This is a genomic window from Streptococcus jiangnanensis, from assembly GCF_040888325.1.
Lineage (GTDB): Bacteria > Bacillota > Bacilli > Lactobacillales > Streptococcaceae > Streptococcus > Streptococcus jiangnanensis.
Window position 1 is genome coordinate 160,329 of the sequence record NZ_JBFNFF010000003.1, and the last position, 15,020, is coordinate 175,348.

Below are 15,020 nucleotides of genomic sequence, written 5' to 3' on the forward strand. Positions count from 1 at the left end.
TCCTTTATTCTTTAATAATAATATAAACACCAGCCATAACAATAAGTGAAGTGATGATTGTCAGCATATCTAGCGGTGCACCCAAGAAAATAACTGCAAATAAGACAGTCCAAACTACATAGCTCACATTCAAACCTGTCGCTTTCGCAGGTTGCAAACGATTAATGGCGATATAATAAGCTAAGTAGGAAATCATATCAAAGGCCGCAAAGACAAGCAAGAGGCCTAGTAACTGCCCATCTGCCACTTCTGCAAACGAATGGTGAGAAAAGAGCACAATCACAAGATAGGACAAGAATGAGGTTATTTGTCGGATTAACAAGGCTTCAATTTCACTTAAATCACTTTCCATAGCATAGGAGCTGAGAACACTTTCACTCCCCCAGGCAATGGCACAGATCAGGGCACAAAGAATCCCAATGTAAAACGAGTTTACTTGTTCAACCTTGTAGGTTTGAGCAATGATCGCTGCAATAATCAAGAAAACACCAAATACTGTATTCTTTGAAACCTTGTGTTTCAAAATGAAGAAGGCGAGCAAAACTGAAACTGCTGGGTAAATAGCTGATACAGATGAAGCTAGAGAACTACCGATATATTTAACCGCATAAAGATTGGCCTGCATACCTATAGGTCCTGCTAGTAAAGCACCGATTATAACACTCACATTTCGAATATTTAAGAAAATAGAGAGGCGAACTTTTCCTTCTTTTACCAAAAGAAAAGCTAACAAGATAAAGATACTCAAGAAATCATGAGCAGCAGCCACCACAAAGGGGGAAAGATTTGTAAAAATTGAAAAGATATAAGCACTAATCGTTAGACCTAATCCCCAGAAAATTCCAGAGAGCAGACCAAAGGAAACACCATTTTTATTCTTCATCCTAACCTCCATAATAAGTCAAACCTTCGACAGCTCTTTGGTAACGATTGACACCGTAATCTCCAAAATCAGCCCCTTGAGCTTCTTTGTACACTGTCCACAAACTCCAGATAGTATCTTGCAAGATTTTATAGATACGAATTTTCTCACGTGATACAGGCGTTTTGTCACTTTCATAGTAGGAAAGGAAATCATCTTCCTCTTGTTTTGTAAATTCAGACTCTAAGAAAAGAGCTGCCAAGTCCCACATCGGGTCATTCATAGAAGAGTATTCCCAGTCAATCAAATACAAACGACCTTGTGGTGACTCGATAAAGTTTTCTGGTACCAAATCGATGTGACAGGACTTTCTATCAACACCCAAATCAGCCAATCTCTTTTCTAGTGAAAATACATCTTTTCTTACAGCTTCATAGTTTTCATAAGGGATAGGTCCCTCAATCAAGGATTCATATTTGCTGATTTCCTCAAAAGGAGCAAATTCTCCTCTTAATTCTTTCCCTGAAGTGTGGATGGTTTGTAAAATTGGTGCAATCTTTTCAAACTTGGACTTGATTGATGTTGAATCAAGAGTTACTGCTGATTCGATGTATTCATTTACTTTGATCCCTGACTCAATATCAAAGAGATAATTTTTAACATCTAAATCTAAATCCTCTAAAAGTTCAAGATTATACTTTTCATTTTGACGATTGATGAGTTTTTCAGTCCCTTTACCAAAAAATTTCACAATATACTGTTTGTTGGTTGTTTTGACCAAATAGTTTTGGTTGGTCATGCCTCCCAGTTGTTCAACACTGAGTACTTCCTCTTCATCAGATAGTAAAGAAGAAATTTTTTCTTTGATGAGTTTCTCCACAATTAACCTCCATCTTCTACACTTCCCACTTAAATACTGTTTTGAAAGCAGTATTTAGGTCTGTAGCAAAGACACGGTGAATGTCCTTGATTTCTCTCACTGGTTCTTCAACATAAAGGATATTCTTCAGACGATTTGCAAACTTTTTAACTTCCATCATTTGAATGGCCTTCTCAAAATCGACGCGTCCTGAGCGAGATGATCCTACTAATAACAATCCTTTTTCCAAAGCATCTCGTGTATTGATATTAACCTTGTATTCACTCACTCCCATCATGAGAATCGTTCCCTGTGGACGAATATAGCGAATCAAGTCATTGATAGCTGGGCCTGTACCATCGCCACCGCAACACTCAAACCCATGATCAAAGGTCAAATCCTCTGGGATATTATCAGTAATATAGCACTCTTTTGCAAAAGAGAAGAGCTCTAGTTTTTCCCAATGGCGACCAAAGACGATAATCTCTGCTTCTGGCAAGGTATAATTGATAATATTTGCAACAACAAAGGCCAAACTACCATCTCCGATAACAGCAATGCGCTCTCGCTTACTATGACCAAGATGCAAGAAACGATCCATGGCATGCATACCAACACTCACAAACTCAGTAATGGCTGCAACTGTGTCCTCAATGTCATTATAAGACACAACACGATCTTTTGGAAGAGAGACAAATTCTCGCATAAAGCCATCATAACCACTTGATAGGAAGTAGGTTCCGGTCATGTAGTTCTCGTAGAACTCCTTGTCACTCTGCATAGGCGGTTGATTGGGAATCATAACTACCTTTTGACCGACTTCATAAGTCCCAGTCGGATCTGAAATAACAGTTCCACAAGACTCATGAATCATGGCCATAGGAAGTTTATTAGCCAATATCTTTGGATCACGCTTCCCTTGATAGTAACGTTGATCCGCATGACAAACCGCCATATAATTTGGACGAATCAGGATATGATTCTCCTGATCAATGTCTTCTTCTTGATATTTTACATTGATAAACTTTGGTTTGGTCAGTTGATAAATTTGATTAATCATAGCCTTAGTCTTTCTCAATCATGCTTTTCGCGATTTTCAAGTCTGTCACAGTTGTGATTTTAAGGTTTGAATATTCCCCTTTAGCTAGAGCAACATCCTTTCCTTTGATAACAAAAATTTTACATGCATCCGTCAGGATTTCCTTTTCTTGATCAGATAGGGAACCATACAAATCCATGAAATCCTTGCAACGGAATGTCTGAGGTGTTTGACCTTGATAGAGGTGAGCACGGTTTGGAATATCCGTGATAAACTGACCATTTGTACTTTCAACAATGGTATCAACCGCTTCTACTACTGTGTCAACCGCATCATGATCTTGAGCAAGTTTGATATTGTCCTGAATCATGCGAAGTGTGATAAAAGGACGAACAGAGTCGTGGGTAACCACGATATCTTCTGGAGTGATTGGACGATAGGCATTAATGGCTTCTATAATCTTCTCGATACTGGTATTGCGATCAGCCCCACCTTTGGTAATGATGATGCGATCCTTGTGGAGAGAAAGATACTTGTCAACTAGGTCCTCAGCGTGTGACACCCAGTCTCCATGAACTCCAACTACAATTTTTTCAATACTTGGTTCTAAGACGAATTTTTCAATTGTGTGGATCAAAATAGGTCGATCACCCAACTCCAAGAATTGTTTTGGTAAATTACTGATTCCCATGCGTGTGCCAGTTCCCCCGGCTAGGATTCCTGCATAGATCATTTATATTCTCCTTTAGTTTATTCTAAAAAACTCATTACCATCTATTATATCACAATCTGTCTCCATCATGAAAAAAAGACAGAGCGTCATTTAGTCTAATCAACACACCATTAAAGGTAAAAAGTGAACAATGTGTTACTAAATCTGGAAAGAATATAACAAATTAAGAAATAAAATTAGGTTATCCTCTATATTTTCTGCTTAACGTTCGGTTAACATAGAGTTCTCTAGAATATAATAGAATCCTTAAAGAAAACTTAAATGAAATTTATTTGTTTCGCAAAGAATACCAGGTGTGCATAGTAAATTTCTTAAAAGTTGTTTAAGGGACTCATTATAAAAGTTCATATATCTAATGAATTAAACAAATAATAGACTTTTGCACCTAAAATTGATAAAATAAAAAGGAAAATAATAGAAAAAGGAAACTGTAAACCGCCATGATGAACATGCAAAACATGATGCGCCAAGCACAAAAACTTCAAAAACAAATGGAACAGAGCCAAGCAGAACTCGCTGCCATGGAATTTGTTGGAAAATCAGCTCAGGACCTTGTCCAAGCAACCCTAACTGGAGACAAAAAAGTTGTCAGCATTGACTTCAACCCAGCAGTTGTAGATCCAGAAGATCTCGAAACCCTTTCTGACATGACTGCGCAAGCAATTAACGCAGCACTTGAACAAATTGATGAAACGACTAAGAAGAAACTAGGAGCTTTCGCTGGAAAATTGCCTTTCTAATCCACAAAAAAAGAGAAACATCTGTTTCTCTTTTTTTATTAGAAATCAAAGAATTCCATTGCTTTCTTTAAGAGTAATTCCGTATATTCCGGATCGTCTTGAGCCGTTGTGACTTGTGACTGGACCATTTCAAGATCATCAGTAATCATGCCATCTGCGCCGAGACGAACTGCTTTATCAAATGCCTCCGAACCATTTACGGTCCAAACATAGAGTCTCTGATCAGTTGCCCAGAGTTTATTGACAAAGTATTCATCCAAAGTCGAGTACTCCATAGTGTAACCCGTTGCCTTGGTTCTTGGGAAGATACTGTTATAGGGGAGAATAAAGTAAACTGGAATTTCAGAATCATAAGTCAACACTTTATCAATCACATGATAGTCTAGTGATTGCATCTGATGCCCATATTTCTTGATAGTCGCTCCATACTTTTCGAGGAAATGGTCCATCATTTGCGGACTATCTTTTTTACTGGTTTTAATCTCAATCAGCAATTTTTGGTTTAAAGCATTTGCACGCTCTAAATAGGCATCAAAGCTTGAAATCTTTGTTTGATAACCATTCTCGTAAATATCTGTATTTGTTAATTCATCCAGAGTCAAATCTTGCGGCGTAGCATTAATACCTGTTAAATTTTTTAGGTTAGCATCGTGCATCATCACGAACTGACCGTCTTTCGTTTCCTGCACATCCATTTCGATAAGATCTGGTTTTAGTTGAGCTGTTTTTTCTAAAGACTGCACAGTATTTTGAACACCGTTTTTATTACTTACTCCTCTGTGCGAAATCACTAAAGGTGTATTGGTATCCGGAGATTCCAGATAAACGTAGCCTTCTATGGCAAAGATGATGCTTGCACACCCCATGACACCCCATCTCATCAGATGATCTTTCTTTCGCCTTGGCATGATCTCCAACTCCTCTCCTGTAAGGAAGGAAACAAACTTCACTAGGAAATAAGTCAGGGTCATGTAATGGAAATTTTTAATCAAGACAAAATTAATCACACCGAGAATCAAGGACTCTTTTTGAGTGAGATTATCCATCACTGCTTGCGCAAAAAGCAAAGGAATTAACAAACCAAAGAAGAAGAGATAGGTTTTAATGATAATGAGCAAGAGATGCCAAGAGTAGAAAAGGACATTTTTCTTTGTCTTTTTGAGACTATATTTCACACTTTCTCTTACGGTCTTTCTTTCAAAGAGAATCTTAGGAAGGGCAAACATAAATCGGACAGAGATGTAGAGAAAGATCCAAGCGGATGCTATGATCATCAGACCTACCAGCCAATGCTTACCTTCCCAATAATTCACAATAAAATCAGGGATAATAATCTTGTTGAGGTAGTAGATTTTTAAAATCTTACGGATGAACGGGAAAAGCATAGCAATGTAAAAAAAGACAAAGGCCATCTTACAAAAGCTCAATCGCTTAACGAATAGAAAGCTCTGGTGAAATACTTTTCTACTGTACTCAATTAAAGTTCTCTTTTCATGATAGAGAAGGTGACGAGCCCCGATAAACAAAAGACAAATCTGGAAATAGGCAACCAGGAGATTGATTGCAATTAAGATGAGAAAGGCTAAACTGATAAAAGGCGAGCCTTGTATAATCGCCCAAAAGTTATTGTAGGAGATAAACAAATAACCGGTTTGTCTCAGAAGAATGCCAGCAATCCACGAATTTAATGGTAGCCAGACAAACTCAACCATCATAAATATCAAGAAAAATAGAAATAAAATCTTATCTAGGTTATAGTATATCTTCCTAAAACCTAGCTTTTTAGGTTTTTCAGGTTTCATAGGCACTCCTAGTCTAAAAATTGGGATAAATCTAAGCCACCGAAAGGATTATTCATAGAAAAACTACTCTGGTCTTCTATTAATAGCTTTCCTTCATCCGATTCCAAAAAAGCTTCGTAAACACGCGCCGTCATGCGGGCGTCTTCTAAACTGTTATGAGACTTCCCGTGAAAGCCTAAAAAATTCGCTACAGTTTGTAATTTAAGATTGGCTATGCCGTGTAGGTCAGAACTACGGCGTTCAAAAGCCTCCTCATATAGATCAACCTTATACTGGTCACGATAATCAATACCATGCTCCAAGAGAATAGGTAAATCACTCTTATCTGCATTGTAACCAACAATAGGTAAGTCGCCAACAAATGCTTGAAAGTCCTCTAAAACTTGTTCTACTTTTGGCGCATCTTTCAAGGTTTCAGCTGTGATTCCAGTCAAACCATTGATAAAACTCTTCAATGGGGCTGTAGTATGAACATAAGAATCAAAAGCAGCACTTTCTTGTCCATCTTGAAAGCGGACTGCCGATACTTGAATTAAATGGGTAACCCCCTCGTGTTGATTGAATTCCAAATCAAAGGCGATATAATCTCTTAATTTTTCCATTATTTACCTCAATTACTACCCAAACTAAACTATAAACAATAAAAGAAGCCATTAGGTTAGTGAGTAACCCAAACAGCTTCTTTATTTTCCTCCAAAAAGGCGAGCAAAAAAGCCTTTTTTGGTTGCTTGGACTTCTTCTTTTGCTTGGTCCAACTCGAGTTTCAAGGTTTCTTGATCCTTCATGGCTTGAAGAGTTAACTGTTGCTGTTGGTCCAACTGTTTGTCCTTTTCAGCAATCTGTCGGTCTTTGATACGCATCTGTTCATCTTTTTCTGATAACTGGCGGTCTTTTGCCTTGAGCTGCTCGTACAAACGAAGAATTTCAGCATTTTTCTCATCGACCAAGATTTCCATCAGTTCACGTTGTTTAACATCATCACTGACTGGTTCATCTTCAAAAATCGTTTTTTTGTAGATTTCCTCTAGCTTGATTAAGCCACTTCGAGTAACTACAGTTACACCTTTGTCATTTTTTTTCGTGTCCTCTTCTGGAAGTTCTTTGACACGATTGTTGATTGCTTGACGAGATAGTCCTAAGACCTCTGCAATCTCACTGACGGTCATTTCAATACTCATAATATCCTCTGAAACGTTTTCTAGCTTTTCTTTATTTAAATCTTATCATAAGCTAGATAAACTGTCAAATTTCCGCTTAATCTAAGGCTTTTAAAAAGGCTAGTAAGACTTGGGCAGAACGACGTCCAGCTTCGATAATAAACTCATCAAAAGAGACAGAGGCTTCGTGATTGGCATTGTCACTCATAGCACGAATGACTAGGAACGGTAAATTAAGAGACTGAGCCGCTTGTGCAATAGCAGCCCCTTCCATTTCAACTGCTAAAACATCAGGGAAGTGGGATTTGATACTAGCAATCTTATCATCTCCAGCTATAAAACTGTCCCCTGTGGCAATCAAGCCTAGATGCCATGTCTGCTCTAACTGAAATAAGTTTTCTTTAATCCAAGCGATAAATTTCTTATCTGATTCAAAGTACAGAGGTTGACCAGCCATTTGGCCATAAGCATAACCAAAAGCAGTCACATCCACATCATGGTAAGCTAGTCTATCTGCAATCACGACATCACCAACAGCAATCCCTTCGGCAAGAGCACCTGCTGATCCTGTATTGATGATAGCTTCTACCTGAAAATGGTCAGCTAGAATAGCTACACTCATAGCTGACATGACCTTTCCAATCCCACTCTGAACTAGAACGACTTCAGTATTGCCAACAGAGCCTGTGTAGTATGTATTTCCTAAGACTTGGACTTCTTGAGGTTTATCCAAATTCTGAGTCAAATATACGAGTTCTTCTGGCATGGCAGCAATGATTCCAATTTTCATTTCAAGTCCTTTCAATTACAAGAGTTTCATCGCTAAAATTAACAAAATCAAAAGTAGGATAACTGCAAACAAGATGCGATTGAGTTTTGAATTAAAAACATTTCTCTTGGTATTCTCAATGCGGCGACTCTTATGAATCGTTGGCTCTACTTCGATTGTTAAGGTATCTTGACTAAAACCGTGGTCTCTAGAACGTGAATAACCAAAATGTTGTGAAGATGTTGGCAGGATTTTGGTTTCCTCCTCATCTTGAAGGGGTGGTCCTGAGATTTTCTCACCACGATTGGCACGTTCAATCATTTCATCTGTTAATAAAGGTTTTCCCATGGGTTTCTCCTCTATTTCTTTTGTAGTTCCCAGTACTGGATTGCCATGATAGTCTTAGCATCACAGATATGACCTGACTGGATCAGGTTCTTGGCTTCCTCTAGGCTTACTTCTAAAACTTCCAAAGTTTCATCATCATCTTGTGGGCGAGGATTTTCCACCTTGACCAAATCACTAGCGAGGTAGAGTTTTAGTTTTTCATTACAAAATCCAATCGCAGAATAGAAATCGTACAACAGTTCTAACTTAGCTGTGTAGGCAACTTCTTCTTCCAATTCACGAAGGGCCGCCGCCATTGGATCAGCATTTTCACCAAGTTCTAGTTTACCTGCAGGAATCTCATAAGAAACCGCCTCGATAGCCTTTCGGTATTGCTTAACGAGAACGATTTTGTCTTCGGCTGTCACAGCTAGCACACAAACAGCTCCATTGTGAAAAATCAAGTCACGTTGGGCAGTACCCTTTCCTTCTGGTAGCTCCACCTGATCCTGTACTAGTTTGAAAATAGGACCTTGATAGATTTCCTTCCGACTAATCGTTTTTTCTTCAAATTCCATGACAAACTCCTACTGGTTCTTAGGATGATGAGGTAAGCGTGTTGCGTACTCATCTTTGTTAACTTGTCGTCCACGGCCGATAGCAATGGCATCAGCAGGAACATTCTTGGTAATGGTTGAACCCGCTCCAACCAGAGAATTATCCCCAAGTTCTACAGGAGCAATAATAGTTGAGTTTGAGCCAACAAAGACATTATTGCCAATGACAGTTTTGTATTTATTTTTGCCATCGTAGTTGACTGTAATAGTTCCTGCACCGAAATTAACGTTGCTACCCACTTCACAGTTTCCAATATAAGTCAAATGACCCGCCTTGGTATTTTCACCGATTGAAGAACCTTTGACTTCTACGAAGTTACCAATATGAACCTGAGAAGCTAGGCTTGAACCTGGTCGGATATGGGCATAAGGACCTACAGTCACGCCGTCTGCAACCGCACTTTCCTCAATCATGGAATTCGTAATCACAGCCCCAGCTCCGATAGTGCTATCCACTACATAAGTACCGTTTGTCAAAACAGTCTCAGCACCAATCTTCGTTTTACCTTTCAAGGTAACATTAGCTTCGATTTGGACTTCGGGAGCAATCTCAACATCAATGTCGATGAAAGTTGCTTCAGGATTGACAAAGCTAACACCATTAACCATATGCTTTTGGTTGATACGGCGACGCATCACTGCTTCTGCAGTCGCAAGAGCTACACGGTCATTTACGCCAAGACTTTCATCAAAATCCTTGAGAGTATAGGCCCCAACCTTTTCACCCGCATTACGGAAAATACCAATCACGTCAGTAATATAGTACTCACCTTGGGCATTGTTGGTGTTGATGTTTTTAAGAGCCTCAAAAAGACGTTCATTGTCAAATACATAAGTTCCAGTATTGATTTCCTTAATTTGCTTTTCAAAGTCTGTAGCATCTTTCTGCTCCACAATGCGAAGAACTTCAGCATTATCGTTGCGGACGATACGACCATATCCAAAAGGATCAGCTGCTTCAGCTGTTAAAATCGTCGCCACATTTTTGTGATTGATATGGAAATCCAAGAGGTTTTTCAAGCTTTCACCTGTTATCAGAGGAGTATCCCCAGCAATAACCAAGGTGTGGCCGGTACGTTTTTGAAGAATAGGCTCTGCCATCATGACAGCATGCCCAGTTCCTAGTTGTTCTGATTGGGTAACAAAGTCTGTCTGATCGGCTAATACTTGCTCAACTAGCTCTGCCTTGTGACCAACTACAGTAACTGTTTTTTCAGGTTGAATAGCACCAACACTACGAAAAACATGTTCCAACATCGAAATTCCAGCTACTTTGTGAAGTACCTTTGGAAGATCTGATTTCATGCGAGTACCTTTACCCGCTGCTAAAATAATGGCATAATTTGACATAATCTTCTCTTTTCTCTAGAAATTCCCTTATATTATACCATAATTTAGTTTCTTAGGAGTAAACAAACAGAGAAATAGGGAAAAGACGCCCATATATTCACTTTTTCCGATGTTTTCTTTGATTTTTTTATCTATTTACGTTAAACTATTTAAATATGAGAAAAAAGATTCATCCAGCTATTATTTTTACTTTATTTACTATATTTATAGCTATTTTGATCCTCAATAGACCAACTTATGAAGACCATCCTGTCAAGTCAAAACCCAATGCAGTCCAGGTTGAAAATCAGGCCTTGCATAATCTTGACAAACCTATTATTGATGTCTCTGGTTGGCAAAGACCTGAGGAAATCAACTACGATACCTTGTCTCAAAATATTTCAGGTGTTATTGTTCGCGTCCACAATGGGGCTCAACATACTGAAAAAAATGATGCGGCTTATGCCAATGGTATTGATAAAGCCTATAAAAGTCATATTACAGAATTTCAAAAGCGGAATGTTCCTGTTGCTGTTTATGCCTATCTAGCAGGTACTAGTAAGGAAGAAATGGAAAAAGCTGCTGAGGTTTTCTACAATGCTGCTTCTCCATACAACCCTAGTTACTATTGGCTCGATGTTGAAGAAAAAACAATGTCTGATATGAACGAAGGTGTTGAAGCTTTTAGGGCTAAGCTAGAAGCTCTTGGCGCCAAAAATATCGGAATTTACATTGGTGTTTATTTCATGCAAGAGCATAGTATCAATACAGATAAGTTCTCTGCTGTCTGGATTCCATCTTACGGAACGGATTCAGGTTACTTTGAAACCACGCCTAATACTGATTTAGACTATGATCTCCATCAGTATACTTCAAAAGGAAGAATTGCTGGATTCGAGCATCATTTAGATATTAATCTCATTTCTACCTTGAAGGAAAAAGAAGAAACCTTCAGAAAACTATTTTTAAGACCATAAGACAAGTGAAAATTGCTCTCTTTTTCACTTGTTTTTTCATTTTCTTCTCGTCTGTGTTATAATTGATAGAATAGAGAAAGAATTTTATGAAATTGAGGATTTTATGATGTTTTCATGGATTGCAAGAGTTATTAAAGGAATCGTCATCGCCTTAGGATTTATCCTACCAGGAATTTCTGGCGGTGTTTTAGCAGCTATTTTGGGAATTTACGAGCGAATGATTAGCTTTCTGGCTCATCCCTTTAAGGATTTTAAAGAGAATGTCCTATACTTTATCCCAGTAGCAATCGGAATGTTGCTAGGCATTGGTTTGTTTTCTTATCCAATCGAGTATCTGCTAGAAAATTACCAAGTCTATGTTTTATGGAGTTTTGCTGGAGCTATCATCGGTACAGTTCCAAGTCTCCTTAAAGAATCTACTCGAGAATCTGATCGTGATAAGATTGACCTAGTCTGGTTCTGGACTACCTTTATCCTTTCAGGCCTAGGGCTCTACGCACTAAACTTTGTTGTTGGTTCTCTCAGTGCTAGTTTCGCTAGTTTTATCTTAGCGGGTGCTCTTTTAGCTCTAGGTGTCTTGGTGCCTGGTTTAAGTCCGTCAAATCTACTCTTGATTTTAGGGCTGTACGCTCCAATGCTAACTGGTTTTAAGACCTTTGATTTATTCGGAACCTTCCTTCCTATTGGGATTGGTGCAGGAGCAACCCTCATCATTTTTTCAAAATTAATGGACCATGCCTTGAACAACTACCACTCCCGTGTTTATCACTTTATTATTGGAATTGTGCTATCAAGCACCCTCTTGATTTTGATTCCAAATGCTGGAAGTGCTGAAAGTATCCAATACACTGGACTTTCTATCGTGAGTTATGTTCTCATCGCCTTCTTCTTTGCACTTGGCATTTGGCTTGGTATCTGGATGAGTCAATTGGAGGATAAGTATAAATAATGGCAAAAAAAGTCAAGATTAAAAAAACCTTGGTCGAGCAAATCTTGACCAAGGCGGGTATTGACCATACTGGTATTCAGATCAACGCGCTTGAGGGTGAACTTCCTTCGGAATATGATCGAACACATATCTTTAAAACCTTGGCTCTGCTGGGTGATAAGACGGGGCCAATCATCGGAATCGTTCCCATAACAGAACACCTCGCTGAGAAAAAACTAGCAAAGGTTTCTGGTAATAAAAAAGTGAGCATGATTCCACAAAAAGACCTAGAAAAAACAACAGGCTATATTCATGGAGCTAATAACCCCGTCGGCATTCGCCAAAAACACAATTATCCCATTTTTATTGATCAGACTGCTTTGGATTTAGACCAAATGATTGTCTCTGCTGGAGAAGTCGGGCACAGTATCATCATCCGACCTCAAGACTTAGCCAGCTTTGTAAAAGCGGACTTTGCTGACATCTTGGAGGAAAACAACTGATGAAACTCTATTTTGTCCGTCATGGTCGGACTGTCTGGAATCTTGAAGGACGTTTTCAAGGTGCTAGCGGCGACTCTCCCCTTCTTCCAGAGTCCATTGACGTTTTAAAACAACTGGGGCAGTATCTCAAGGAAATTCCTTTTGATACGATTTATTCTAGTGATTTACCCAGAGCAGTTAAGTCTGCTGAAATTATCCAGAGTCAACTCCAATCCCCTTGTCCTTTGAAGAGCATTCCTGACCTACGTGAATGGCAACTTGGCAAACTAGAGGGATTAAAAATTGCTACGCTCAATGCCATCTACCCACAACAAATCAAGGCCTTTCGCTCTAATCTGGCTCAGTTTGATACGAGGATGTTTGAAGCCGAATCTCTCTACTCTACGACTCAGCGAACCATTCAGTTTATCAAATCTCTGAAAGAAAGTCCGGCTGAAAGAATTTTGATTGTCGGGCATGGGGCAAATCTCACTGCTAGCCTTCGTACACTTTTAGGCTATAAAGAAGCTCACCTCCGCAAAGATGGAGGCTTGGCCAATGCTAGTCTGACAGTTTTAGAGACCGATGATTTTGAAACCTTCACTCTGGAAAGATGGAATGACACTTCCTATCAAAGAAAATAATGGAACTTGATCTTAATAGTCAAGTTCTTTTTAGTTTTCAAAGAATATCCGTGAATTTCTCTGCTATTTATGATAAAATGGGAGTATCGCAAAAAATGACTCATCGTATCAAATTTTGAGTAAAATTAGGAGGAACCCATGTCTACAGAACATATGGAAGAACTAAATGACCAGCAGATCGTTCGCCGTGAAAAAATGGCTGCGCTCCGTGAACAAGGAATCGATCCCTTCGGAAAACGTTTTGAACGTACTGCTAACTCACAAGAACTAAAAGACAAATTTGCAGAACTTGATAAAGAACAATTACATGAATTAAACGAAACTGCTACTATCGCTGGACGCTTAGTAACTAAACGTGGTAAAGGGAAAGTCGGCTTTGCCCATCTTCAAGACCGAGAAGGTCAAATCCAAATCTACGTTCGTAAAGATGAAGTCGGTGAAGAAAACTACGAAATCTTCAAAAAGGCTGACCTCGGTGACTTCCTCGGTGTCGAAGGTGAAGTCATGCGTACGGATATGGGTGAACTCTCTATCAAGGCAACTCATATCACTCACTTGTCTAAAGCACTTCGCCCACTTCCTGAGAAATTCCACGGTTTGACAGACGTTGAAACAATTTACCGTAAACGTTACCTTGACTTGATTTCTAACCGTGAAAGCTTCGAACGCTTTGTTACTCGTTCAAAAATCATCTCTGAAATCCGTCGTTATCTAGATCAAAAAGGTTTCCTTGAAGTGGAAACACCTGTTCTCCACAACGAAGCTGGGGGCGCTGCTGCCCGTCCATTTATCACACATCACAATGCCCAAAACATTGACATGGTACTTCGTATCGCGACTGAGCTTCACTTAAAACGTCTTATCGTTGGGGGTATGGAACGTGTTTATGAGATTGGTCGTATCTTCCGTAACGAAGGAATGGACGCCACTCACAACCCTGAGTTCACTTCTATCGAAGTTTACCAAGCTTATGCTGACTTCCAAGATATCATGGATTTGACCGAAGGCATTATCCAACACGCTGCTAAGGCAGTTAAGGGTGATGGTCCAGTTAACTACCAAGGAACTGAAATCAAAATCAACGAACCATTCAAACGCGTTCACATGGTAGATGCTATCAAGGAAATTACTGGTGTAGACTTCTGGCAAGACATGACTTTCGAAGAAGCTAAAGCTATCGCTGCTGAGAAGAAAGTTCCAGTTGAGAAACATTACACTGAAGTTGGTCACATTATCAACGCCTTCTTTGAAGAGTTCGTTGAAGAAACCTTGATTCAACCAACCTTTGTCTATGGTCATCCAGTAGCTGTCTCTCCACTCGCGAAGAAAAATCCTGAAGACGAACGCTTTACTGACCGTTTTGAGCTCTTTATCATGACTAAGGAATACGGTAATGCCTTTACTGAGTTGAACGACCCAATCGACCAGCTTAGCCGTTTCGAAGCCCAAGCAAAAGCTAAAGAACTTGGTGACGATGAAGCAACAGGTATCGACTACGACTACATCGAGGCTCTTGAATACGGTATGCCACCAACAGGTGGTTTGGGTATCGGTATCGACCGTCTCTGCATGCTCCTCACTGATACAACTACTATCCGTGATGTATTGCTCTTCCCAACAATGAAATAATACTCTTCGAAAATCTCTTCAAACCACGTCAGCATTTCCTTGCCGTAGATATATGTTCCTGACTTTGTCAGTCTTATCTACAACCTCAAAACAGTGTTTTGAGCAGCCTGCAGCTAGATTCCTAGT

At 39.3% G+C, this 15,020-nt stretch carries 17 protein-coding genes; 6 read left to right on the top strand and 11 right to left on the bottom strand.

From position 1 onward, the window contains the following. Positions 1–4: 4 nt before the first annotated feature. Genes AB2B49_RS05250 through AB2B49_RS05265 form a run of 4 tightly spaced genes read right to left on the bottom strand, consistent with a single transcriptional unit; the run spans position 5 to position 3,493 of the window. Entirely contained in the window at positions 5–883 is an 879-nt protein-coding gene (locus AB2B49_RS05250; protein ID WP_320691980.1) for a DMT family transporter, read from the bottom strand. A gap of 1 nt (position 884) precedes the next feature. Further along, positions 885–1,742 (bottom strand): phosphotransferase family protein, encoded by an 858-nt coding sequence (locus AB2B49_RS05255; protein WP_320691981.1) that lies wholly within the window; start codon positions 1,740–1,742, stop codon positions 885–887. Between the two features lie 16 nt (positions 1,743–1,758). Continuing rightward, positions 1,759–2,781, bottom strand: coding sequence for a ribitol-5-phosphate dehydrogenase (locus AB2B49_RS05260; protein WP_044020846.1), 1,023 nt, complete (start codon positions 2,779–2,781; stop codon positions 1,759–1,761). Between the two features lie 4 nt (positions 2,782–2,785). Beyond that, positions 2,786–3,493, bottom strand: coding sequence for an IspD/TarI family cytidylyltransferase (locus AB2B49_RS05265; protein ID WP_084943574.1), 708 nt, complete (start codon positions 3,491–3,493; stop codon positions 2,786–2,788). Positions 3,494–3,933: 440 nt separating this feature from the next. Here AB2B49_RS05265 and AB2B49_RS05270 point away from each other — a divergent pair, with 440 nt between their 5' ends. Next, complete coding sequence (locus AB2B49_RS05270; RefSeq protein ID WP_000981515.1) at positions 3,934–4,233, top strand: YbaB/EbfC family nucleoid-associated protein; 300 nt, start codon at positions 3,934–3,936, stop codon at positions 4,231–4,233. Positions 4,234–4,271: 38 nt separating this feature from the next. Here the strand turns inward: AB2B49_RS05270 and AB2B49_RS05275 are convergent, their stop codons facing one another. The 7 genes from AB2B49_RS05275 to glmU form a co-directional block, all read right to left on the bottom strand. Next, positions 4,272–6,035, bottom strand: coding sequence for a glycerophosphoryl diester phosphodiesterase membrane domain-containing protein (locus AB2B49_RS05275; RefSeq protein WP_044020848.1), 1,764 nt, complete (start codon positions 6,033–6,035; stop codon positions 4,272–4,274). An 8-nt stretch (positions 6,036–6,043) separates the two neighbouring features. Beyond that, a complete protein-coding gene (locus tag AB2B49_RS05280; protein WP_320691982.1) occupies positions 6,044–6,637 on the bottom strand; it encodes a 3'-5' exonuclease in 594 nt (197 codons plus the stop codon). Between the two features lie 81 nt (positions 6,638–6,718). Continuing rightward, complete coding sequence (gene rocS, locus AB2B49_RS05285) at positions 6,719–7,213, bottom strand: chromosome segregation protein RocS (protein WP_000021252.1); 495 nt, start codon at positions 7,211–7,213, stop codon at positions 6,719–6,721. A gap of 76 nt (positions 7,214–7,289) precedes the next feature. Next, entirely contained in the window at positions 7,290–7,982 is a 693-nt protein-coding gene (locus AB2B49_RS05290) for a 5'-methylthioadenosine/adenosylhomocysteine nucleosidase (protein ID WP_061421082.1), read from the bottom strand. Between the two features lie 15 nt (positions 7,983–7,997). After that, on the bottom strand, positions 7,998–8,309 hold the full coding sequence (macP, locus tag AB2B49_RS05295; RefSeq protein WP_071850913.1) for a cell wall synthase accessory phosphoprotein MacP: 312 nt from the start codon (positions 8,307–8,309) through the stop codon (positions 7,998–8,000). An 11-nt stretch (positions 8,310–8,320) separates the two neighbouring features. Continuing rightward, complete coding sequence (locus AB2B49_RS05300) at positions 8,321–8,866, bottom strand: NUDIX hydrolase (RefSeq protein WP_000393795.1); 546 nt, start codon at positions 8,864–8,866, stop codon at positions 8,321–8,323. Between the two features lie 9 nt (positions 8,867–8,875). Further along, positions 8,876–10,255 (bottom strand): bifunctional UDP-N-acetylglucosamine diphosphorylase/glucosamine-1-phosphate N-acetyltransferase GlmU, encoded by a 1,380-nt coding sequence (gene glmU / locus AB2B49_RS05305; RefSeq protein WP_071850910.1) that lies wholly within the window; start codon positions 10,253–10,255, stop codon positions 8,876–8,878. A 155-nt stretch (positions 10,256–10,410) separates the two neighbouring features. On the opposite strand from glmU, the gene AB2B49_RS05310 reads away from it, so the two are divergent. From AB2B49_RS05310 to lysS, 5 genes are all read left to right on the top strand, one after another. After that, complete coding sequence (locus AB2B49_RS05310) at positions 10,411–11,211, top strand: glycoside hydrolase family 25 protein (protein WP_049505751.1); 801 nt, start codon at positions 10,411–10,413, stop codon at positions 11,209–11,211. A gap of 106 nt (positions 11,212–11,317) precedes the next feature. Continuing rightward, complete coding sequence (locus AB2B49_RS05315) at positions 11,318–12,160, top strand: DUF368 domain-containing protein (RefSeq protein WP_013670235.1); 843 nt, start codon at positions 11,318–11,320, stop codon at positions 12,158–12,160. Next, entirely contained in the window at positions 12,160–12,642 is a 483-nt protein-coding gene (locus tag AB2B49_RS05320) for an aminoacyl-tRNA deacylase (protein ID WP_001085909.1), read from the top strand. Before AB2B49_RS05315 ends, AB2B49_RS05320 begins: the two co-directional genes overlap by 1 nt. Next, a complete protein-coding gene (locus AB2B49_RS05325; protein ID WP_071850905.1) occupies positions 12,642–13,265 on the top strand; it encodes a histidine phosphatase family protein in 624 nt (207 codons plus the stop codon). Before AB2B49_RS05320 ends, AB2B49_RS05325 begins: the two co-directional genes overlap by 1 nt. A 138-nt stretch (positions 13,266–13,403) precedes the next feature. Then, positions 13,404–14,894, top strand: coding sequence for a lysine--tRNA ligase (gene lysS, locus AB2B49_RS05330; RefSeq protein WP_000102438.1), 1,491 nt, complete (start codon positions 13,404–13,406; stop codon positions 14,892–14,894). The last annotated feature ends 126 nt before the right edge of the window (positions 14,895–15,020 follow it).